Consider the following 23,697-nt stretch of genomic DNA (forward strand, 5'->3'; position numbering starts at 1 on the left):
GTTAACTGTTTGTGCCAGCACGTGCTTACTGATCTACTGGACCGCTGTTAGCTTGTGATACTGATCTACTGAAGTGATGGCTTCCGAAGGAAGATGCTCGAACGATTCACCGAACCACTTCTTCTGCAGCTCTGCCATTTTCCCTGTTTGCTCTAGGTGAATGAAAAACTCAGTGAGATAAGCCAATAGCTCAGGGCTCTCTTTTGGAACAGGCCAGCTTACGAAGCCAGGGCCAGATACCGCCTCACCTTTTTTAAAGACGTTAGACTTAGATTTCACCACCTCATTAACCGAAACCACACTATTGATGACGTAGTCGATTCGGCCAATAGCTAAATCTGAATACGCTTCTGGGTACGATTGGTACTGAACGACCTTACCTAAAGATTTACCCTGTGCTTCGAGCATTTCTTCAAGCTCTGGCAGTCGCTCTAACAAAGCACTACCCGCTTGCAAGCCAACAGTTTTACCGTCTAGATCCGCCACCGTATTGATGTCATCAGCATCCGCTCTGGTTAAGAAATAGTGCTGCGCTGAGGCAATAGGCGGCGTAAAGTCAAACACCTTCAATCGGGCGTCTGTCACGATTGCGCCCGTTAGCGCCACATCGTACTGACCCGCAGATACCGAGGCGAGCAACCCTGTCCAAGGTAAAATCTCTTGTTCAATATCGAACTTTGAATATTCACGCAGCTCATCAAGTAGATCTTTATTGATCCCCGCAGGCTTGCCTCGGTCAATGTAGTTGAATGGTGAGTAGTTATCTTCTGTCGCCACTTTCATAAAGCCTTGCTTTTCGATGGCTGAAAGTTCTGATGCTTGTGCAACACCAAAACAACCCAGCACGACGGTTGCAGCCGCTGTTGAAACCCATGCCTTCATCGTCATTCCATGTCTCATGTGCTTTCCTTATCGAGATTATTTGCCTGCCTTTACTTTATGAACGGAATGCATCTAAGACGTAGAGCCAATTTAATTTTCAGATTGGGACAGAGCCATTTTCATATAAGAGACAGAGTAAAAAATCACCGTTGATAGTTGATATAAATTCTGGCTCATTTCTTGCTATTTTATACAGATTGGACTGAGGTTCATTGAGAATAAGGACTGTATCTCATGGCGATAAATCACAATTGTTTCATCGAGTTTGATTCCAAAAGAAGCCTGCAAGAACAAGTACGTAGCTATTTGGTGACGGCGATATTGAATGGTATTTTTCCGGCTGAACAAGCGCTCCCATCTTGTCGTAAGCTCTCTAGCCAATTAGGTGTTTCACGCAATACTGTGTCCTTGGTGTACGACAGTTTACTCGACGATGGCTACCTGATAAGTAAACCTCGCAGTGGTTATTACTTATCAGAAAAGTATCAAAATCCGAGCGATGAAATTGACTCTAGCTTGGATCATTTTGAATCAACAGACAGCAACAATGCACCGGATTGGAGCAAACGAGTGAAGCTGCAATTAAGTCAATACCCACGAATAGTCAAACCGTCGCACTGGAGTTGCTATCAATACCCGTTTATTTTTGGCCAGCCTTCAATCAATGACTTTCCATTGGCTCAATGGCGAGAAGCAACAAGAAAAGTGACCTCAGATCCTCATGACCACCGCTGGCTGTGCGACAAAGTAGATAAAGACGTCGATATGCTGGTGGAGCAAATACGTACACGGGTGCTACCACAACGAGGCATCCACGCTCAAAGTGATGAAATCCTAATTACGTTGGGCTCACAGAGTGCGCTCTATCTGCTTTCAACTTTACTGATGAATGATCAAAGCCGAGTCGGCGTCGAGAACCCCGGCTATAAAGAAGCAAACCACATTTTTAATCTCTCAGGTGCGCAGTTACACCCTCATCAAGTAGATGAGCAGGGGTTAAAACTCAATGAACACTCATCGCTGTGTGACCATTTCTACGTCACTCCGAGCCATCAGGCGCCAACTGGGGTTACCATGAGTGACGAACGTCGAACTCAGTTGCTTGAGATAGCAAAGGCCAATGATGCCATCATTATCGAAGATGATTACGATGCCGAGTGCAATGTTGAGTGGAATCCAAAACCGGCACTTAAAGCTAATGATAAAGATGGCCGAGTCATTTACGTCAGCAGCTTTTCCAAACTATTGGCACCCGGCTTGAGATTAGGCTACATCGTGGCACCCGAAGAGCTGATTTATGACTTAAGAATCTTGCGCCGATTAATGTATCGACATGCACCAAGCCGTATTCAAATGGAAGTGGCACATTTTATTGAACAAGGCTATTACGACAGCTTTGTGAGGCGCTTCAGAGAGAACACGCGTCAACGTTGGAAGCTGCTCAATGATGCCGTCTTAAAGTATTTACCTGATTGCAAACGACTCGCACAAAGCGAGCAAGCCAACTCATTATGGCTACAAACACCGAGCCACATTAATAGCCAGCGACTGGCTTCACGAGCCGCACAGAAAGGGATACTGATTGAAACCGGGTATTCACACTTTATGACTAATACCGAAACGGAATCGGACTGTGAATCATTGTCAGAATATGATCCCAACTCTTATTTCCGATTAGGATTTCACGCCATCGATAAAGATCTGATCGCTCCCGGCATCAAAGAGCTGTCTGAGGTAATGAAGATTTAGCATCACTTAGGGCTGTTTTACCGACGCTCTCCATGAGCATGAATTAAAAAGATAATGACGTAAAAAAGAGCATCAATTGATGCTCTTTTTAAGACCGACATAACAATCTAAAAGCCAGACGCTTAAATAAGAATGGGGAGTCCTTATCAAAGTGCCTTGGTTTCTTTATTGGTTATCTGGTTAAAGAATTAAGATGCAAGCTCACACAAAACGTCATCAATGATCTTAACGCCTTTCTTTATCTCGCTTGGTTGGATAACCAAAGGAGGAGTTACATGAATACGATTATTAACAATAAAGGTTAGCAGGCCTCGTTTCGTTAGCTCCGCTTTCAATTGACCCATTTTCTCATTGCTCAATGGCGTTTTACTTTCTCGATCTTCGACCAATTCAACCGCCCAGAACATCCCTTTACCGCGCACATCACCAATCATAGGATGCAGCTCTTGAAGGCTGAGCAGAAGCGGCCCAAGAACGCTATTTCCGATATTATCTGCATGCGTAACAATGCCCTCTTGATCCATCACATCGAGCGTTGCAACGATCGAAGCCATCGCTAGAGGGTGACCAGAATACGTTAAGCCACCCATAAAGAAGTTCGACTTAAAGTACTCAACGATCGGTTCGCTGACCACCACACCACCAGCCGGAACATAACCAGAGTTAACTCCTTTCGCGAAAGTAATAAGATCAGGCACGACATTAAAGTGCTCAAACGCAAACCACTTACCCGTTCGGCCAAAACCGACCATGACTTCGTCAAAGATCAATTGAATACCGTATTTAGTTGCAAGCTCACGCACGCCAATAAGGTAGCCTTTCGGTGGAATTAGGAAGCCTGCAGTTCCCGGAATCGTCTCTAGAATAATCGCCGCAATCGCCGTTGGCCCTTCGCATTCAATCACTCGCTCTAAATGCTGCAGGGCACGCTCACTCTCTTCTGCCTCAGTCGCCGCGTTGAACTCGCTTCGATAGAGAAATGGATTGAAGAAATGAACGTGCCCACGGCTATACTCGTTTGGAATACGGCGAAAATCGCCCGTCGCCGCAATCGCTGTACCGGTATTTCCGTGGTAAGAGCGATAAGCAGAAAGCACCTTGTCGCGTCCTGTGAACTGTCTTGCCATGCGAATTGCATTTTCGTTGGCATCTGCGCCTGCGTTGGTAAAGAACACCTTCTTAAACTTGCTTGGTGCTTTAGACAAAATACGTTTAGCTGCCAAACCACGAGTGAGGTTTGCTGTCGCAGGTGCAACGGTCACCAATGAATCAGCCTGATCTTTAATGGCTTTAATCACTTGTGGATGCTGATGACCAATGTTGGTGTTAACCAGTTGGCTACTAAAATCAAGGTACTCTTTACCTTCGTAGTCCCACATTTTGCATCCTTGCCCACCAGCGATAGCGATAGGTTCTGCTGCTTCTTGAATCGACCAAGAATGAAATACGCTCTTGTCGAGGTCGATAATATCTTGGTTTACAAGCTGTTCTGTTGATACTTCCATTTCATCGTCTCCATAAACAAAACTAGATTCACAACCCTCTCGCTTCAGTCTTTCTCGTCTATCAAAGCGCGAAGAAATACGAGATTGAAAAGGCTGCGCTATCGGATGGAATAATCTTCGTCCCAAACAGGGCCCAACTCATAGTGTCAGTTTCAACAAAATCTTGGGCCAGTGAATCAGCTCAAACCTCGTCCCCGATCCAACCAACAGCCTGACCCAATCCAATCGTCGATCTGGCTCTATTCAAAATTCTTAGGTGTGAATAGATTGAAAGGCAGACGAGACAAGTCTCATCGGACGCTAATTAACGCAGCAGCAATATCAAAAGCAAAGAGGTGAGCAAGAGTGGAAATAGGATTGGCGATGATATTGATTCTGTTTGCAGGTGTGGTTCGAGGCTATTCAGGATTTGGGTTTGCGATCATTGCAGCACTATCTCTCAGCTTTATAGTTCCACCATTACAAGCGGTAACCATCGCTATCCTGTTGGATTTTTTAAGTACCTTTCCGCTGCTCAAGCGAAGTAAAACCACCATCAATATCCGGCTTATTGCGCCGCTGTGTATTGGCATGTTGGTTGCGGTGCCTTTCTCGCTGTATTTCATTAGCACGATATCGGAATCAGGCTTGAAGGCCTTTATCGCGATGATGTCTTTGGTCGCTGGTGCACTGATTATTTGGGATTTTCGCCTGACATGGTTACACCAGCGGCACGCATTTTGGGCAGGAGCTATATCCGGTTTCAGTATGACCGCGGCCTCTTCTGGCGGGCCTCCATTAGTGACGTATTTAATGAATCTCACTATTGAAGCCAAAGAGCAGAGAGCGACCGCCATTGTATTTTTCTTGTTGAGTTCTGCTGTTTCATTAAGCGGATTTATTTGGATAGGTGCATTCGACCAAGACACGTTTACCACAGGCTTATGGTTACTTCCGGCGGCTGTGATTGGCAATTTATTAGGCCAGAAACTGTATACATCAATACCTCACTTGCCTGCAAAAACAACGACCGCGCCGATCCTTATCGGCATGGCACTACTTATGTTAATTTCAAATTAGAAGGATTTACTTATGGATAAGATAGCGTTCATTACAGGGGCGACGTCCGGATTTGGTAAAGCAGCGGCAAAACGCTTTGCAGAAGACAATTGGTCGCTCGTATTGTCGGGTCGTCGTATCGAAAGGTTGCTCGACTTAAAGGAAGAATTGACGGTGCCTGTACATGTGATTCAACTCGACGTTCGAGACGCATACGCCGTAAAAAAAGCAGTTGATTCGCTACCCGCTGAGTTTTCATCGATTACAGCGTTAGTTAACAATGCAGGCTTAGCCTTGGCACCGGAAGGTGCACCTGATGTGGATTTAAAAGATTGGCACACTATGATCGACACGAATGTCACTGGATTAGTCAATGTCACGCATGCTCTGCTTCCGAAGTTAATTGAAAGCGGTGCGGGCAGCTCAATCATCAACGTAGGCTCAATTGCTGGGCAATGGCCGTATCCAGGAAGCCATGTATATGGCGCAAGTAAAGCGTTTGTAAAACAGTTTAGTTATAACCTACGCTGCGACCTTCAAGGTACTGGTGTGCGTGTGACTGACCTTTCCCCTGGCATCGCAGAAACAGAATTTACTCTAGTGAGAACTAAGGGTAACCAAATGGCATCAGACAACCTTTACCAAGGTACCACACCACTTTCGGCAGAAGACATCGCAGAGCAGATGTTCTATATCGCAACGCTGCCTGATCACATCAACATCAACCGCGTTGAAGTGATGCCCACTCGCCAAGCATGGTCGCCGTTCGCCATCGACAGAGACTAGTTTCAAACACTCTAAAGCAAAAAAGGTGGTCTATGCTGACCACCTTTTTTATTGCATTTTTACCCTATGCCCAGTCTTCACAAGCATCTAGCCTAAACAATCTTCTGCTCATGTTCCTTGCTCGACTCTGTCTCTTTCGACAAGAAACTTGCAACGATCTCTCTCAGTTTCCCTTGGTTAACTGGCTTGGGTAAAAACTCATCCATACCGACATCAAAACATAAATGCTTGTCTCTCTGCACAACGTTGGCCGTCAGCGCAACAATTGGGATGTGTTTTGAAGAGCCCTCTTCGAGTACTCGGATCTGCTTCGTCGCTTCGAAACCATCGAGAACAGGCATCTGACAATCCATAAAAATCATCACATAGTCATTGGCTTTAAATTTCTCGACACCAATCTCACCGTTGTCTGCGATGTCGACCTCGAATCCGAGCTTCTTAAGCATCATCTTAGCGACTTGTTGGTTCACTCTAGAATCTTCAACAACCAAGACTTTGCCACTAAATTCAGCTTTGACTGGCTCTGGTTTCGGTTGGTCTTTACTTGAATCTTGTTTATTTGATTCGGCTGCTGTGACAAAGACTGTTGGCTTTGTTGATTCTGGCTCATTGTCCTTGAACGCGACCTCACCTCGATTTGGGTAGGTAAAGATTTCAGTATCAGCGGCTCTCGCAAGGACTTCACTGAGCGTCCATTTAAGCTGGTTGTCTTGATAAGGGCGAGCAATGTAGGCAACAAAACCCACTTGTTTAGCTCGAACCTCATCTTGTTTTCGTGGGTCAGCCGATATCATCACCAATTTAGGACACGCTTTACCGAAGCGCTCAATCAAGCTTCTTGCTAGCTGGAATCCGTCAACGGTTGGCATCACTTTATCAATCAGTACGAGATCATAAGGCGACGATTTAGCCATCGAATCTGAAACCAGCTCTATCGCTTGGCTTGCTGTCTCGCAACACTCAGAGGCAACACCGAATGACTGTAGCTGTGTTGACGTGATACGCATGTTCAGTTGGCTGTCATCCACCAATAACACCGAGATTTTGTTGAAATCGATGTTGCTTTCATCGGTATCCAAACACGGATCAAAGTCAGCCGTAAAATAGAATGTACTTCCCTTGCCTATGACACTGGTTAGCTCAAGCTTACTGCCCATTAAGGTCACGATCTTATCGCATATCGTTAGACCGAGCCCAGTGCCTCCGTAAATACGAGTGGTGCTGCCGTCGGCTTGTTGAAACTTATCGAACACCGATTGTTGCTTGTCTTCTGCAATACCTATACCGCTATCAGCAACCTCGAACCTCACTCTGAGTTTTTGCTCTGGCTCTATCACTTGATCTAAATGAAGCGAGAGCGTGACATGGCCATGCTCGGTAAATTTGATCGCGTTGCCGGCTAAATTGTTCAACACTTGTCGTAGTTGAGTGCCGTCGCCAATGACCATAGTTGGGATTTTAGGGTCGATAGCTAATTGGAATCTGAGTCCTTTTTGCTCAGCTTTGACTCTAAAGGTCGACTCAACATCGGCTGCGATGCCCATCATCTTCATTGGTTCTTGCTGCAGTTCTAGACGACCCGCTTCGATCTTCGAGTAGTCAAGAATGTCATTGATTAAATCAAGGAGTGTAAGCGAAGAGGTATTGAGCATATTGACATACTCTTTTTGCTCTTTCGGCATGTCCATTTCAGAAAGCAGAGACGACAACCCGATAATCCCATTCATTGGGGTACGGATCTCGTGGCTCATGTTGGCAAGGAATTCACTCTTGTTGCGGTTAGCAATCTCAGCGACATCTTTGGCTTTTTCCAATTCGAGGTATTGTTGACGAATTCGTTCAATAGACTGGTTATAACTGCTCTCTAGTGTCGATATCTCATCTTGATAAGTACACGCTGTAGGGGTAAGAAAGCGTGGCTTGTTGTCATCGACTTGCTGCTCATTGATCTGAGAAGACATGACCATTAACCGCTTAACCACGAGACGATAGACAATGGTTAAACACACCACAGACAGTAAGAAAATTTTCACGGCTTCAAAGGCAAGCAATAAGAGGACTCGTTCTTCGAAGTCATTGAGGATCATGCTTAAATCGGACTGCACCGTTAACGTCGCAAGGGGGTAATCTTTACCTCCCATTTGGTGCACCATTTCCCAAGACTGAGAATAAGACTGCCCAGAGGTGAGTTGCCCCAATTCTAAGATTTTTTCATCGGGACTTTCAATAAGCAAGTAGCTCACGGAGGGTAAGCGAGAAATGCCTTCAGCTTGTACGAGTAATTGAGCACGATCTTCAACCCACAAGCTCGCAGTTAAGCCGGAAAGGTATCCTGCTTTAACCTGTTCGATCTGAGAACTGATAAAAGAAACTCGATTTTGGTACTCCACATACAATCCCAGACCTGTCACTATGACTGTGAATAAGGTGCTGATTGCAATGATTGTCCCGATCAATTGTCGAGAGAGTCCAATATAGCGTTTTCCTTTTTTCACCATACAAAAATTACCATTATTGTTATCCTAGCAAACTACAATTACTCAACTAGTATAATAGTAGTCATTCATCAAATAACTAGGGAAGGTTATGAAAAAACATCTTATCGTTGCATCCATAGTCAGTTTGTTTTCAAGCAGTTATGCTTTTTCAAGCGAACCTATTCACTACTACATTATTGCGAGCCAAGCGCAACCTTTTCAGATCGAAACTGACGGGTCATCTCACAGAGGAATTGTTTCTGATATTGTTCAGGCAGTATTCGATGACAGTCAATACGAGATCGATTACCACACCTACCCTTTCAACCGCATGATAGACAAGCTAGATGCTCGAGAGAATCCAAATTGGGTAACCTACGGCAGCCCTAGTTGGGGAAACATCCAATCTGTAAACCTGTCTAAAGATCCGATTTACAATGTAAAACACGTATTGCTCAGTAGTGGCAAGGAACCATTTGAGTTCAATACTATCGACGACTTAAACGGAAAAGCGGTGGTCTTGCTGGTGGGGTTTGAGTATCCAAACCTAGAGCCTTACATCAAACAAGGCAAGCTCAACGAGATTCGAGTTAAAGATTACAGCGCGGCTTTTCGTGTATTAAATCGAACTCCGGGTGATACCGTTTTTGTTGAGATGGAATCGAGAATCAAATACAACCTAAACGAGCAGAAGTTAAGTATTGATGATTACCAGATGCAAGAATTTGGTTCAGTGATCAATAACTACCCTATTCATTTAGCATTTGACCCTGAAATGGATCCTAAGCTGCAAAGCTTCATCGACCAGCGTCTCGACCAAATGAAAGACGATGGACAACTAGATGACATCGTACAAGGGTATTTATAGCCCCTTCATTTATTTGTATTAGCGCCTAGCTGACGTTATAGAGCACTTTTCTACTCTTAGTCACCTTACGACTTGCAACGAAAAGGCCGCTCTGCTTAGATTAGATTAGACTAATACTAAATTGCAGAGCGGCCTTTTAAATTCATTTTTAGGTAAACAAACGTTTAACTAGAATCCGGATAGATTCATTCGCGAGTTAGTTAATGCGACGCGTTCGAATGCAATTGTTGAGATCGAAGTTGTTGACGTACCACCATCAAGATCTCACCTAAACGATTCTCGCCAGTTCCATCACCACCATCTCCCCAGAAATGGTCTTTGTGGGAATGCTCCTTGATAACCGAGTCTCCAGTATTAGCGAGAAACAGAGCAAACTGTGGATTCTGTTTAAACTTCTCAGTCACAATAAATTCCATCACTTCAACACGAATGTCATACCAATCTTCACGAACTTGGTCTTGGTAATCTCGACTTAAAGAGAAGGCTTCTGCGGGTGTTCTGGCTTCTAGGATAGAAACACGTAGCGCTTCAGAGGCAAATTTCATCGCTTGATAATAATGCTCGCTGGTTGCCCAGATTTGATCGTCAACCCGAATAGGACACGCCGCGAAATTTGAGAGGTATCCATTTGGATCTTCGGGTTCATAAAACAATACTTCTTTGGCTTTAGCCACAGAACTAGACATAGCCTTCTCCTTACCAACGACATCGCATATTTTTGCTTTAACCTTAAAATTAGTGGCGTTGAATATTGCTGTCAAACAACTTAGTTCAAGAGTAAGCCATCAACATGTTTTTAGTTGGAAAGAAGTGACATTGAAAAGAATTTACTCAACTAATTGGCAGGATAGAATAATCGTTATCATTTGTTTCAACTAGAAAAAACAAAGAAAGTTTCTTATTAATCAAAGGGTAGCATTGCGCTACCCTCTTACGTTCAATCAGACTGATTAGTGAATCAGACCTAGCTCCCTCGCTTCTTCCAGACTAAAACCGCTTTCTCTAATTTCTCTTAGAACCTCAATACGACGACGAGCTTCAGCAGATTTCATTTTCTTTTCTGGTTTAAAAGATACTTCTTCTTCAGCATCCCACTTGTTTGCGATATTTGTCATTTCATCATGGTTGATAGAATTAATGGACATGTTTTCCTCCGAAAAGCACCATGTAATGGACAGGTAATCTGTAGCAAATACAATTTAGCTTGTTAAGAGATTCTGTACTGAAATGTGATGATTCCGACGCTTCACAAAGCTAATTAATAAATGGCTCATTTAAACTTTGCCAAAGCCATTTTCTGGGATTACATTTACAAGATTCCCCATAATAAATGTGGTTTGATCTAACTCTCATTTTCCCCTTTCTCATTTATTCTTTTCCACTGAAAATTCGTGAAATAACCCAAGATAATTTTCGAGGCACTTCATTCTTTTTGTGCTCATCGCTTTCACTAAATCCAACACATGCTAATGATAATAGTTATCAATATCATAACTGAGTATTTATCATGTCTATGGAAAATTCAGATACACCTCTTCTCGAAGTGAAGAACTTGTGTGTCGATTACATCACCGATGACGGCGATTTTAATGCGGTAAAATCCGTGAGCTTTAGCATAGGTCAAGGAGAAATCTTTGGCTTAGCCGGGGAATCAGGCTGTGGTAAAAGTACCATCGCTTTTGCCATTAACCGCCTGCATAAGCCACCGGCTTTTATCTCAGGGGGAAAGATACTGTTTAACGGACAAGACCTGTTGAGCTTATCTGATAACCATTTAAATACGTTGCGTTGGAGTGAGATTGCTATGGTCTTCCAGAGCGCAATGAACTCGCTCAACCCTGTCTTAACCATTCAAGAGCAGTTCGCTGATGTTTTACGTCATCACAAAGGCATAACCAACGAACAAGCCAAAGATCGCGCCGAGAAGTTACTCGATCTGGTGAATATTCCACGCCACCGACTCACAGAGTACCCTCACCAATTCAGTGGCGGCATGCGCCAGCGTTTGGTGATTGCCATTGCTCTCGCTCTAAACCCTAAGCTGATCATCATGGACGAGCCAACCACCGCACTGGACGTAGTTGTACAGCGCGAGATACTGCAACAAATACACCAGCTCAGAGAGGAGTTTGGTTTCTCGATACTCTTTATCACCCACGACCTGGCTCTTATGAGTCAACTGTGCGATCGCATTGCCATCATGCGTCACGGTCAGATTGTTGAAATTAACCAAGCTTATGAAATTCGTAACAATCCGCAGCACTCCTACACCCAAAAGCTTTGGAGTTCATTCCCTAATATTCACCAACATGCTCACGCGACCGCGTGCTAGGAGAGCTCAATGTCACAACCTATTTTTCAAGTAAAAAACCTCGTTAAAGAGTTCACTGTTGGTGGTGGATTTGGCAAAGAAGAAATTTTCAGAGCACTGCATGGCGTGAGCTTTGACTTGTATGCAGGGAAAACACTGGCACTGGTTGGTGAATCGGGTTGCGGAAAAAGCACCTGTGCCCGATTGATGACCAAGGTTTACCCAGCGACAGAGGGAGAGATATTATTCAAAGGCAAAGACATCTCCACGCTAAACAGCCGTAAAGATATCTTGGATTACCGCAGCCGCGTACAAATGGTATTCCAAGACCCGTTTAGTTCACTCAATCCAACCCACACCATTGAGCACCATTTAACGCGCCCTCTTAAAATCCATAAGCAAGTCGCCAACAAAAAGGCACTAGCAGAGCGTCTCAAGGAGTTATTAACGCTGGTGGAGTTACCCATAGAAACTCTCGCCAAATACCCACACGAGCTCAGTGGAGGCCAAAGACAGAGGGTTAACCTGGCAAGAGCGCTTGCGGTTGGGGCCGAGGTTATCCTCGCCGATGAACCGACCTCGATGTTAGATGTCTCGATTCGCCTTGGCGTGTTAAACCTAATGCAACGAATGAAGCAAGAGTTAGGAATTGGCTTTTTGTACATTACCCACGATCTTGCCACTGCACATTACATAGCTGAAGAGACAGCAGTGATGTACAAAGGCCAGATCGTCGAGTGGGGATCAACGCAGTCGATCTTAACCAACCCCCAACACCCGTACACTAAATTGTTGATCTCCGCGGTACCGGATCCCGATCTACCATTTGGCGAACTTGTCAAAAATGAGCCAAACTATTCAATAGACGCTGATCGTATTCGAGAGCAAAGCAGTGAAATACAGCATAAAGTAAAGCAAGTTGCTGATAATCACTTTGTAAAACAGTGGGATAATGTTGCATGAATGAACTAGACACTTGGTTAGAGCGCATCGAAGATTGGTACAAAGACCGAAAGCATGATCAAGTGGAAAGGTTGGAACCTTTGATCTTAACGCCTCCAGATGCACTCTGGGGGCCTTTGATCACAGATAAACAGAGCAAGGGTATCGCATGTTGGTTAGACGGATGCCTGAGAATCTTTACGTTTTATCGGTACAGAAGCGAAGCACAAACATCATTGAGCTTGTCATTGAATCCAGAAGTGGCTCCGCACGGGGCTAGCAACTCGCACCATCAAGAAAAGGCCTATCAGTACCTGATGTTTGGTTACAGCAAACTGCAGGCCGTTTCATGTGATCCTAGAGCAGAACCTGGCTTGCAAGAGTGGTGTACACAGCGAGTGCAACACTTGTGTGTGCTGGCTCTGGAGTTTGCGAATCAGCAACATGAAACACGTTGGCAAGAAGAGTCAGAAAAGTTGATCGAGTCGCATGTACGATTTATGGCGAGCCAAAACCAGAACGATGATCAAGGTAGAGTTAAACATCAGCTTCATTGATCACCCCTTCTCGATCAAAGACTGTCGCATCAGACCTAAGACCTTGAGTGACACCCACTCCTCTTAAAAAGACCCGATCTACAGAAAGCATGCTCTAACCTTGATCATGCTTCAAGGGTTAATTCTGTAAGATGTTGAATCTTAATAGCTATATGAAATGGTGAGATGAATTTTAGGCAAAAAAAAGCGAGTCCCTTGGGAACTCGCAAAAATCTATTCAGTATGATGTAACAAAATATGAGCCAATCTATTAATCATAAGAAAGGACAAAAGGTTGTCTATTCGGGATAAATAATAATCAACTGGATGCGTTACATTGTCATCGCTTTGTCAGCGTTAAGTGCGGTTTTAATCAGCACCTAATGTGTTCAAACTATCTATTCATCGACCGTCAATACAGGCTTATTGGTACCGGTGGATGACTAATGGCCAACCGCCATTTCATCGAGCGCTAAGAACACATTCTCGTCTAGATGACCTTCGTGAACTTGTTTACATACTTTACGACGCACAGCCAAACCCGAGATAAGACGCTCAATGGACAAATGTCGATTGCTGGTGCTGTCGCGGTCGTTGTACAGCTCAATCAACCTACTCAGTGTTTCGTATGGGATAACGTCCTCCCCTACTCTTAGCCAATCAAGCTTCTCAATAAGCTCTGAGCACTCTTCTTTAATTGAGGCATGTGAGTGCCCTGTCATTGCTGATAAAGCCGTTATGCTGCGTTCTAGAGCCTCTGCTGAGGTATATTTGGATAGAGTTATCATGATCTCGTCGGCATTGATCTCGACAGAGTGTTTACGTTGTTTAACTCGACGTCCCAATTTGCCTCTTGGTGACGGCGCTTTACGTTGAATGGGCTCAAATTCACCATCAATAATCTCAGACAGCTCTTCCAATTTTTGCTTAGAGACCATCTCATTACGAAGTGGGTTCGGGAGCGTTGGTGCCATATTACGCTTTCCGGCGTTGGTGGTACGTGCTCTTGAGTAACGCAACACCTCTTCCACATTACATTTGATATCGACCTGATAATCGGTTGTCTTACCTTTTTCGATCAACGACGTGATCGTTAGGTGATAACCCCACAAGTTAACTAAGAAAGTATCCTCTTGATCCCCAACTTCTCCGAGCTTCCTGAGTTCGCGAACCAGATCCATAGAGAAACGACGCCAATCGATATTGCGAGCCAATTTCTGATTCAGTTCGCTCAGTAACATGCAGTCCGTATGACGACGTGCCATTCGGCTTCTGAAATAGGAATACATTTGGAATACCAAGGTATGTTGCTTCAGAATTTCAGGCGGGAACAGGAAGAAATAATCGCGAGTAAGTAGCTCTTCGTAAAACGAAGGTTCCCAGACAAGGATGTATAGGTTCGGTTTGATACGAATTTCGCCGTCAGAGCCCTCTGTAGGCGCTTCTTCTGATGCGGTAATGGTTCTAGCTAAGAATCGGAAACGATCACTCTTAAAGCCTTCTGGCATGTTCTCACTGAGCCAGCGGCCTGTAAGCTCGTGAAGTTGAAAATCCGTAAACTCGATACGATCAATACTATCGCGGATCGAATCACGAGCTGGGCCACTGTCTTTTTTGCCTCGTAAAGACAAAATATCAGTGATGTAGAGTGGTGTTTTGTTGGGCGTGTGTTTCGCGTCTAGATGATAATCATCTTGGTGATGATCATGATATTGAACGGTTAGCGTGAATAACGCGAATAGCGTCATCAGATCATCAACCGTCATAATATTTTTAGAAGATCGTGTCTCGATCACCGCTCGAGTGCCAGAGATCGAAACCATAGATTTCTGGTAACTTTTACGCGTTCTTGGTGGTGCTAACGCTTGATCAATAATCCCAGCCCAATTGGTTGGCGAAACAATGAATTGATCTGCTTCATCTTTCATCGTCGGTGGGGTATTCAGTCCGTGTTCATTCAATAAACGTTTGTTTACTTTAGTTTGAGCTAGAGCCTTAGAACGTTTTTGCTTTTCATTTTGCTTTACGCTTTCAGTTACTAAGCTGGTCGCACCTAATACCGATATCAATTGGTTCGGGTTAACAAAGCGATGTAGCATGGTTTTACCAGCAAGGCCCTCTTCAAATCGAACAGGAAGTTGTTTGAAAAGACCAATACTTACAGCCGCTCTCAGCCTTTGTTGCAAGGCTGCACGAGTCACTTGACCATCGGTTGATTCGATAATTTCAGTTGTAGAAACATATCCGTCTCGGCTGCTAAACCCACGAAGTGAAATTAGGTTAAGAAGTTCTATTATGCTTTTGGTGACACCTTTGAAGTGTTGATATTGTTCTATCCATTCAACAGCTGTTTCAGATACCTCAAATAAATGACCATCTTTGTGGCTTCGTGCCTTAATTAACAATTTCTCTTCTGGTTTCATTTTTGATCCGTATCACACTAACCGTAATTTCACTATAGTTCCTGAATGATAAAGAAAGAATGATCATAAATAAAGAGAATTTATTGGCTTTTAAATAACTGATCTTTTTGATTAATATGATCTTAAATGATTAAGTGATCTAATGATCTGGGCGTCGGTTGCCTTGTAAGTTACTGAATTTAAACAGTAAAAAAAATGTTGCGTGGAAAGCATGATCATAAGAAACACGAAACGATGATCATTATTATAGGGAAAGCATGATCACAGAACATCAGAACTATGATCATTAACTCATTGTAAGCATGATCATTATTGAGTCGAAAGCATGATCATTATACTTATACAGCTTATCCACAGCCCGAGATTTTCGATGCGCTTCTCAGTTACTTTTAAGCTGCGAATGTGGATATTTTTTATTGTAAATCCATCGGAACAATGATCAAGAGATCGCTATTTTTATTGTTCTGAATCCTTCTAGTACAAAACTTGGTCTGTATTTGATGTTAGTTGGTTACTTCGATGTATTTAACGTGGGTTCTCATTGATACGCATTATACAGGAAGCATGATCATGAAATTGTCATGTTCGAGTATTCTCTCCCTGTGCAGATTGAGTTTTCAACAAATTAGGCGTTATAGGCCCTGAATCCCCATTACAAAAGCATTTGTCCGTAACTTAGCACCAAAAATACATGCTTCCGGAATGATATCTACTTGATCATTTTTCCGGAGGTTGATCATTTAGAACGGTCATTCATTCGGATCAATATTAATAAGACTACACCTTGATCATGCTTCGTAATGTGGCCTAATCAATTTTTTAATGAGAGATGTACTCCTTGATCATTCTTCCGACTCTGGCGTCATTTTGTTTGCCGAGTTACGCTCCTCCTTCATTTTTATTTTAGTTCGCTAGCCCACTTTCTGGTTTTACTATTTTTGTAATGAAGTAAAAATTGAAAATCTGCTAATTTCGAATGCAAATCACACGAACCGTAATCTATGGTTGTATTTCAATCGTTCCGACAGTTTTTTGTTGAAATGACATTTACATTGTAAATAAGTGACGTTGTGACATTTTAAATGTAGAGGAGAAATAACATGGTTAGAGGAGGTAAAATCGGAAATTTTTGTGTTCATCTAAGCTAATGTTTCATCGAATTGTAAAAACGATGTCTATTTTATGTGATTTTGCTCATAAATGAATGTTCATGTTTTTGTTGTGTTTGTCATTGATCGCTGTACAATTTGTGGTTAGTTAATCATTACGGAAACTGGCAATGAAAAGAGAACAAACGATTGATAAGCTCTATCAGCTGGCCGAACAAACTCAACAAGTTCAGGCTGACCGAATTGAGATTATTCTGGAAGAGCGAAGTGATGAACATTTCCCTCCAATGTCTAAAGCTATGATGGAGACGCGTTCAGGCTTAACTCGTCGAAAATTGGATGAGGCTATCAACAAGCTTGAAGCGGATGGTCATCAGTTTACAAAGAACAACGCCAATCATTACTCGATTTCATTGACGGAAGCTCACATGTTGATGGACGCGGCTGAAGTGCCAAAGTTCCACCAACGTAAACAGCATGTAGACAACAAGCCATGGGTTATCAACGTACAGAACCAAAAGGGTGGTACGGGTAAATCAATGACAGCGGTTCATCTAGCGGCTTGCTTGTCTCTGAATTTAGATAAGCGCTACCGTATCTGTTTGATTGACTTGGACCCACAAGGTTCTTTGCGTCTGTTCTTAAACCCACAAATTAGTGGTGCAGAGCACGACAGTATCTATTCTGCCGTCGATATCATGCTGGACAATGTGCCTGAAGGCCAAGATGTCGACCTGGAATTCCTTCGCAAGAATGTACTATTGCCAACACAATATCCAAATCTGAAGACGATTTCTGCGTTCCCAGAAGACGCGATGTTTAACGCTGAAGCGTGGCAAAGCCTGTCTCAAGATCAGTCACTTGATATCGTTCGTCTGTTAAAAGAGAAGCTTATCGACAAAATAGCTGATGATTTTGATGTGATTATGATCGATACCGGTCCGCACGTTGACCCGCTAGTGTGGAACGCGATGTACGCGTCAAATGCACTTCTTATTCCATGTGCGGCAAAGCGTTTGGATTGGGCTTCAACGGTTAACTTCTTCCAGCATTTACCTACGGTGTACGAGATGTTCCCGGAAGATTGGAAAGGGCTTGAGTTTGTTCGCCTGATGCCAACCATGTTTGAAGACGATAACAAGAAGCAGGTATCAGTATTAACAGAGATGAACTACCTGTTGAATGACCAAGTCATGATGGCAACTATTCCAAGAAGCCGTGCTTTTGAAACTTGTGCAGATACTTACAGCACGGTTTTCGACCTAACGGTTAGCGACTTTGAGGGCGGTAAGAAAACGCTGGCGGTTGCTCAAGATGCGGTACAAAAAAGTGCTCTAGAATTAGAGCGAGTATTACATAGCAATTGGCCTTCACTTAATCAGGGATAACAAAAATGGCAATTAAAACATCTGACTTAAATGCAAAGCTATTTGGTAAAGCAAACAAACGTCGCGTAGCTACACCACAAGAAGCGCAAACGGCAGCAAAAGAACAGGCTCAAGTGATTGAGCTTTCTGTTGCGGGTGAAGAGCTGGTTTCATTTGAATTGGTTCGAATTCCCGCGGCTGATGTTGCAACTCGAACAGTTGTTTTTGAAGAGAATGCTCGTGAGCAATCTTTCTTAAATGAACACGCGCTTTCTGATGTTCTTACAACATTAAAAGAGCGCGGCCAACAATATCCGGCGGTTGGTCGTAAGAATAAAGACGGCAAGATTGAAGTTCTTGATGGTAGTCGTCGTCGCATGTCATGTATTTTGGCCGACAAAGAGTTCCTAATCTATGTTGCTGAAAATATTAACGGCGAACACGCTAAGTTCTTATCAGACGTTGCCAACGCTCATAAGCCACTTTCTCTGTATGAGAAGGGCAAAGAGATGCAAGCTAAACTTGATAAAGGCGAAGCTGAAGATCAAAAAGCACTAGCGAAAATGTTCCAGTGCAGTGAAGCTTTGGTGAGTGGCGCGTTGAAAGCAGCGGCTTTGCCTCTTGAATTGCTACAAGCTTACCCAAATGTGAGTGATCTTGGCCGTCCTACTATTGTTAAACTGCACAAACAATTTGGTGGTCTGACTGGCGAGCAGCAGCAAACATTACTGACTAAGTGTGATGCTTCTGAAGGTTTTGTATGGCAACGTAGTGAAGCTCAGGGTGTCACTCGTTTAACAAAAGACGTTACAGAGACTTTAGAAGGTTGGATTTTTGAACTGGCACCTGCGCCAGCTAAAAAAGTTTCTCCAAAAGTTGAGCTTATCAAAGGCCGTGCTTCATACAGCCGCAAGGGTTCAAACTTGGCGTTGAACCTTAAGAAAGTTGATGATGCGACAATGGAAGAGATTTTAGCCTTCGTTCAATCGAAGCTCGACTAAGTCGACGACTTTCCATTACAACTCTAAAGCCGCATTATGCGGCTTTTTATTTGGCTGTGATAAACTGTGTTTAGATAAATCTGGACGCTCACTATGACAAACCCAACCAACACTTTTCTACATACACTCTCCAATATTGCCCAACATAATGATCACCGTTTTGGGGTGGTCTTTAATGGCGAATGCGATTGGCAAAACTCTTCTGTTTTAACTTTCCTTCAAGATGTGAACCCTCAAACCATTTTCCAGGTTGGTGGGGATCCATTTGATGGTGTGACTCATGTTCAAGTAAAGAAAGGTCAACAGCTTCTTGGTCGTGAATGCCAGATTCTTGTTTGTGATTTTAGAGAGCAGTTTGATGCTAACAGTTTTAGTGCTGCACTTGGTGCGTTAATCGGTGGCGGTTTGTTGTTAGTTATACCGCCGAAAACGGAAGAGTCTGAAGAGGGGATGGATTCTGCTTTTGGCAAACGTTGGTTAGCGTCCAATTTCGCTAAACTGTTTTCTATATCTCAAGACGATGAACAGTTAGCGCAGCTTTATACTCGCAATACATTGCCTGAAAAATTAACCCAGCCGGATTGTTTTGATAGATTTGAACAACAAAAGACGGCGATAGAATTAGTAAAAAAGATTGTCTCTGGACACAGAAAGCGTCCTTTAATTCTGACTGCCGATAGAGGTCGCGGTAAAAGCTCTACACTGGGAATTGCTGCTGCGCAGCTCTTGGCTGAGCGCAATGGGTTAAATATTATTGTTACTGCACCTTCTGTTAAAGCGGTTGAGCCGGTCTTTTCTCATGCAACCGAACGGCTAGAAACTTACGAAGCCGTTAACGCTACCCATATTCGTCATCAAGGCGGAAGCTTAAGATTCGTCGCGCCAGATGAGTTACTCAAATCTAAGCCTAATTGTGACTTGTTGTTGGTTGACGAGGCGGCCGCTATTCCAATCCCTATGCTTAAATCTATGGTAGATGTTTATCATCGTATGGTTTTTTCAACCACTGTTCATGGATACGAAGGAAGTGGGCGAGGGTTCGGGCTTAAATTTGAAGCTTGGCTTTCTGAGCATCGCCCGGGTTGGAAAGGCTACAAACTGGAACAACCAATCCGTTGGAATAATCATGATCCCCTAGAGCGTTGGTTGTTTGATTGCTTTCTTCTTAATAACGACCTGTCACCTTGTGATTTGCCTGCTCTCAATGCGATCGAACAAGATGATGTTTCTGTTTATGCAACGAATCATTTAGAACTGGTTGAGTTATCAAAAGCAGATTGTTTGGCTGACCCTGAGAAGCTTCAACAATGTTTTGCGCTTTTGGTTGATGCTCACTATCAGACTTCTCCAAATGACTTAATTCAGTTTCTTAATAACCCGGCTATCCATTTATACGCGGCTTGGCAACAAGACGATTGCTTGGGTTGTATGTTGGTTACGGAAGAGGGTGGGTTGGATATTGAATTGATTACTCAAATACAGATTGGGAAGCGAAGACCACTCGGTCATCTTGCTCCCATTCTAATGGCAAACCAGCTTGGTTCGACACAAGCGGCAAAGAGCCGTTGTGTCCGAGTGATGCGCATTGCTGTTTCAAACCGCCATCAAAGTTTGGGTATCGGTAGCTGGATGCTGGATAAATTATCTGAGCAAACTGACCAAGCAGATTATTTGGCGACAAGCTTTGGTGCGACTAGCGAACTGATTTCTTTCTGGCGACATAACGAATTTGTACCTGTTCATATTGGCCATCAACGAGATCAGGCTAGTGGCTGTCACTCGGTATTAATGGTTAAGCCGCTTAACGAGAATGCTCAAGGTTGGATTGGTCAGCTGCAAGGTCACTTTGAACGTAGTTACTGTTTTCTGATGTCAGGCTCTTTTACTTCTCTTGAAACTGATATGGTGCGTGCGCTACTGCCAAGCAATGCTGAGTCTGTAAGTGAGTTTGAAATACAGTTAATCAGGAATTATGTCGATGGTGGTAATAGCTACGACAGTATTGGTTTTAGTGTGTTGAAGCTAATCTTGCTCAACAATGTTCGTGACGACAAAAGGCTTAAATCTAAGTTATCTGGTGCTATTGGTTCTAGTGTATTGGATTCTGGTATTTCAGATTTGCTAATCGCAAAAGTCGTTCAACAGAAAGGGTGGGGGACTTGTGTCGAACAATTTAACCTTGTTGGACGGAAACAGGCAGAGGCTCAGTTTCGATTAGATGTCGATGTCCTATTATCAAATTTACAGTGTAAATAGATAGATTAGCTTTGAATTGGATTTACAGTGTAAATTAGAAAGTTGGATTTACACTGTAAACTGAACCTCAACCTCAACATCGTTATATTCGCTTGCTTCATCATCCACCTACTCGTCTCCGTGTCGGCTTCTCTGTCTTTTATTATAACGTAAACAATCTGCTGACCTCATCTGCTTGGTCTTGTGATCTACGTGTTCTGTCAATCTATATTCCCCTGCTGTAACCAATATCTTATTTGGTGTTTTTATACCTCTATTGATTTTTTCATGGCCATATAATTATTTAGGCAACTTCTGATTGAAGGAACTAAGTCTCGATAGATGGTTTCTAAATCTTGAATTTGTCTTTAATCAGAATTATCTCGACTTAGAAAAATTGTTAAATAAATCTGCTTTTTATTTGTAAAGGTGAAGAGGACCATAAAATGGACCTGTCTTACTTATGAGTCATCTTTGCAAAATCGAAAGTAAGTGATGTGACGCTGATTATTCAAATGCGGTGATTCTAAGGTCAGAACGAATTATATAGACTGAATAACAACTGAGTCATTAGGGATACTCAATTCGAATGTGGGATAACATCGTTACATTGTCAGAAGACAAGCAACAAGTGATTGCACGTCTGCCGTCGGGGATTGTGGTCGACGCAAGCTTTGACAACAAGACACTACCACCAGCCTTGGAAGCATTAAGCGTATCAAACTATTTTCTTTTTGAAGAAGAGGTGTTGCGTTTTGTTACTCTTGCTAAAGAGGGGAAGGGAGAAGCGTACGACGGTATTTTGATTGCTGAAGTGCGTGATGCAACTGTTGCCGTCGAATTGTCTGATGATGAGATGCTCGCCAGCCTCGTCGTGACTGGGCCATATAGTGGAAAAGCATTACGCGGTAGTGACATTATTCACTGCTTAGCTTTGGCTCAGATAACAAAAGGCATTAATAAGTTAGCCCTCAGAAAAGTACTGATGATGAGCAGCAAACTGAAACCGGGTGAAAAGTTTACTCAGCCAGTTGCCAAAGGCACGCAACCCGTAAAGGGAAAAGATGCAAAGTTCGCAGCATTGGTTGAAGATATTACTCGCCAAGTCTTGAAGCCCCGAAATAAAGACGAAGGCAAGATCGATATGCGAGATTTGGGAGAAACCATTACTGTTGGTCAAAATGATCAGTTAATGAAACGTACCCCTGCTACGAAAGGCATTGCTGGCTTTACCGTCCAAGGGCGAATTATCCCGCCGCTTCCTGGACAGGACAGTTTAATCAAACCTGGCAAAGGTACCTACATTTCCCCTAAAGACCCCAACTTACTACTCGCCTCATACCCTGGTTTGCCCATCATTAAAGACCGTACCATTGAAGTCGACGATGCGTTGTGTGTTAGCAATGTTGATGTATCTACTGGCCACGTTAAATTTAAAGGTAATGTGTTTGTTTCTGGAAACATCGAGCCGGGAATGATCGTTAAGGCGACAGGGAGTATTACTGTTGGCGGTTTTATTGAGTCGGCAGAAGTTCAGGCTCAGGGCGATATTAAAGTCGCGAAAGGAATTATTGGTCACACAGCCAAAGAAGGCGAACCCAAAAGTTGTAAGGTTTTCACAAAAGGTTCTATCACAGCAAGCTATGCGCAGAATGCAGAGTTGCAAACAGCGAATGATATTCGACTTGGCGTACACAGCATGGGTAACGACATTCGCTGTGGTAACAACCTTACCGTGATGGATTCTTTGAAGAAACACGGAACGCTCAGTGGTGGCGAAGCTAAAGTCGGCGGTAAAGTCGAATGTGTGTTTTTGGGTGTTGAGGGAGATACAGCGACCAAGGTTCATGGATTTGCACGCTACGATGGATACAGACAAAAGATTGCCGAAGTGAAGGAAACTTATAAACACGCTCAAGAGCAAACAATGGGTGTGATTCGTCAAGAGCTCGAATTCAAGAAGCGACCAAAAGCTGAGAGAAGTGAAGCGCAGGCGTTGGAAATTGAGCAACAACGAGAAAAAAACAATCAAGCAATCGAAAGCACTAAATCACAGTTAGATACACTCGAAGCAGAGTTTGAAACGAATCTTGCTGAGTGCACGGTAGAAGCGCATGAAAAGGTTTATACCCGAGTCACTGTTCAGTTTGGTGATGAGACGGTGACGACCAAGCGAACTCATGGTGGGAGTGTGTTCTCATTCAACCAATACGAGATCCAGTGTTCATTCAAAATGGAACAAGAAGATATTTCTCTATAATCTCAGTTTCGGTTTCAGCGACAACTATAACTGAACGACTCTGAGTTGAGTCAGTTAGCGAGTTTATCTGACTAATTTGACTGTCTCGTCCTAAAATACGTTGACAGTATTTCTACTAAGTCAACAGCGTCAGCTGTTGGCTTTTTTCATGCACCTCATTTGGAGTTTTCATTCTGAGACTAAGGTGCGGCCTCATGTTGTTATAGGT

17 protein-coding genes are annotated in these 23,697 nt (G+C 43.4%); 11 read left to right on the top strand and 6 right to left on the bottom strand.

All coding sequences use genetic code 11. The annotated features are described in order from the left end of the window. Positions 1 to 33: 33 nt before the first annotated feature. Entirely contained in the window at positions 34 to 900 is an 867-nt protein-coding gene (locus AACW75_RS14960; protein ID WP_145569545.1) for a transporter substrate-binding domain-containing protein, read from the bottom strand. A 216-nt stretch (positions 901 to 1,116) separates the two neighbouring features. On the opposite strand from AACW75_RS14960, the gene pdxR reads away from it, so the two are divergent. Next, the gene (gene pdxR / locus AACW75_RS14965) at positions 1,117 to 2,631 is read left to right on the top strand and encodes a MocR-like pyridoxine biosynthesis transcription factor PdxR (protein WP_237297852.1); all 1,515 of its coding nucleotides are present in this window, start codon (positions 1,117 to 1,119) and stop codon (positions 2,629 to 2,631) included. Between the two features lie 188 nt (positions 2,632 to 2,819). Here pdxR and AACW75_RS14970 read toward each other — a convergent pair whose 3' ends face one another. Next, entirely contained in the window at positions 2,820 to 4,136 is a 1,317-nt protein-coding gene (locus tag AACW75_RS14970) for an aspartate aminotransferase family protein (protein ID WP_135454081.1), read from the bottom strand. Positions 4,137 to 4,499: 363 nt separating this feature from the next. Here AACW75_RS14970 and AACW75_RS14975 point away from each other — a divergent pair, with 363 nt between their 5' ends. Both AACW75_RS14975 and AACW75_RS14980 read left to right on the top strand, forming a co-directional pair. Next, positions 4,500 to 5,195: a sulfite exporter TauE/SafE family protein gene (locus tag AACW75_RS14975; protein WP_145569812.1), complete on the top strand. Its 696-nt coding sequence runs from the start codon at positions 4,500 to 4,502 to the stop codon at positions 5,193 to 5,195. Between the two features lie 12 nt (positions 5,196 to 5,207). Next, complete coding sequence (locus tag AACW75_RS14980) at positions 5,208 to 5,960, top strand: SDR family NAD(P)-dependent oxidoreductase (RefSeq protein WP_145569548.1); 753 nt, start codon at positions 5,208 to 5,210, stop codon at positions 5,958 to 5,960. 92 nt (positions 5,961 to 6,052) lie between these two features. On the opposite strand, the gene AACW75_RS14985 is transcribed toward AACW75_RS14980, so the two are convergent. Beyond that, the gene (locus tag AACW75_RS14985; RefSeq protein ID WP_237297853.1) at positions 6,053 to 8,458 is read right to left on the bottom strand and encodes a response regulator; all 2,406 of its coding nucleotides are present in this window, start codon (positions 8,456 to 8,458) and stop codon (positions 6,053 to 6,055) included. A gap of 88 nt (positions 8,459 to 8,546) precedes the next feature. On the opposite strand from AACW75_RS14985, the gene AACW75_RS14990 reads away from it, so the two are divergent. Continuing rightward, a complete protein-coding gene (locus AACW75_RS14990) occupies positions 8,547 to 9,305 on the top strand; it encodes a substrate-binding periplasmic protein (RefSeq protein WP_017075615.1) in 759 nt (252 codons plus the stop codon). Positions 9,306 to 9,505: 200 nt separating this feature from the next. Here the strand turns inward: AACW75_RS14990 and AACW75_RS14995 are convergent, their stop codons facing one another. After that, entirely contained in the window at positions 9,506 to 9,991 is a 486-nt protein-coding gene (locus tag AACW75_RS14995; RefSeq protein WP_029225126.1) for an NADAR family protein, read from the bottom strand. Positions 9,992 to 10,255: 264 nt separating this feature from the next. After that, on the bottom strand, positions 10,256 to 10,450 hold the full coding sequence (locus AACW75_RS15000) for a hypothetical protein (protein WP_017075617.1): 195 nt from the start codon (positions 10,448 to 10,450) through the stop codon (positions 10,256 to 10,258). A gap of 362 nt (positions 10,451 to 10,812) precedes the next feature. Here AACW75_RS15000 and AACW75_RS15005 point away from each other — a divergent pair, with 362 nt between their 5' ends. From AACW75_RS15005 to AACW75_RS15015, 3 genes are read left to right on the top strand one after another with little or no spacing between them, the layout of a single operon-like run. Next, positions 10,813 to 11,637, top strand: a complete 825-nt coding sequence (locus tag AACW75_RS15005; protein WP_145569552.1) for an ABC transporter ATP-binding protein — start codon at positions 10,813 to 10,815, stop codon at positions 11,635 to 11,637. A 9-nt stretch (positions 11,638 to 11,646) separates the two neighbouring features. Beyond that, positions 11,647 to 12,579 carry an ATP-binding cassette domain-containing protein gene (locus tag AACW75_RS15010; RefSeq protein ID WP_145569554.1) on the top strand — a complete coding sequence of 311 codons (933 nt, stop codon included), beginning with the start codon at positions 11,647 to 11,649 and terminating at the stop codon, positions 12,577 to 12,579. Continuing rightward, a complete protein-coding gene (locus tag AACW75_RS15015) occupies positions 12,576 to 13,115 on the top strand; it encodes a transcriptional regulator (RefSeq protein WP_135454093.1) in 540 nt (179 codons plus the stop codon). Before AACW75_RS15010 ends, AACW75_RS15015 begins: the two co-directional genes overlap by 4 nt. Before the next feature lie 422 nt (positions 13,116 to 13,537). On the opposite strand, the gene AACW75_RS15020 is transcribed toward AACW75_RS15015, so the two are convergent. Next, positions 13,538 to 15,517: a replication initiator protein RctB domain-containing protein gene (locus tag AACW75_RS15020; RefSeq protein ID WP_017075622.1), complete on the bottom strand. Its 1,980-nt coding sequence runs from the start codon at positions 15,515 to 15,517 to the stop codon at positions 13,538 to 13,540. Between the two features lie 1,279 nt (positions 15,518 to 16,796). Between AACW75_RS15020 and AACW75_RS15025 the strand changes: the two genes are divergently transcribed. The 4 genes from AACW75_RS15025 to AACW75_RS15040 all read left to right on the top strand — a co-directional run bounded on the left by AACW75_RS15025 (position 16,797) and on the right by AACW75_RS15040 (position 23,489). Further along, positions 16,797 to 18,014: a ParA family protein gene (locus AACW75_RS15025; protein WP_017075623.1), complete on the top strand. Its 1,218-nt coding sequence runs from the start codon at positions 16,797 to 16,799 to the stop codon at positions 18,012 to 18,014. A 5-nt stretch (positions 18,015 to 18,019) separates the two neighbouring features. Continuing rightward, positions 18,020 to 18,994, top strand: coding sequence for a ParB/RepB/Spo0J family partition protein (locus AACW75_RS15030; protein ID WP_135454094.1), 975 nt, complete (start codon positions 18,020 to 18,022; stop codon positions 18,992 to 18,994). A 93-nt stretch (positions 18,995 to 19,087) separates the two neighbouring features. Beyond that, positions 19,088 to 21,250 carry a GNAT family N-acetyltransferase gene (locus AACW75_RS15035; protein WP_237297854.1) on the top strand — a complete coding sequence of 721 codons (2,163 nt, stop codon included), beginning with the start codon at positions 19,088 to 19,090 and terminating at the stop codon, positions 21,248 to 21,250. A 568-nt stretch (positions 21,251 to 21,818) separates the two neighbouring features. Next, positions 21,819 to 23,489, top strand: a complete 1,671-nt coding sequence (locus tag AACW75_RS15040; RefSeq protein WP_237297855.1) for a FapA family protein — start codon at positions 21,819 to 21,821, stop codon at positions 23,487 to 23,489. Positions 23,490 to 23,697 lie beyond the last annotated feature (208 nt).

It is taken from the genome of Vibrio sp. L3-7, assembly GCF_963898195.1.
In the GTDB taxonomy this organism is placed as follows: Bacteria; Pseudomonadota; Gammaproteobacteria; order Enterobacterales; family Vibrionaceae; genus Vibrio; species Vibrio echinoideorum.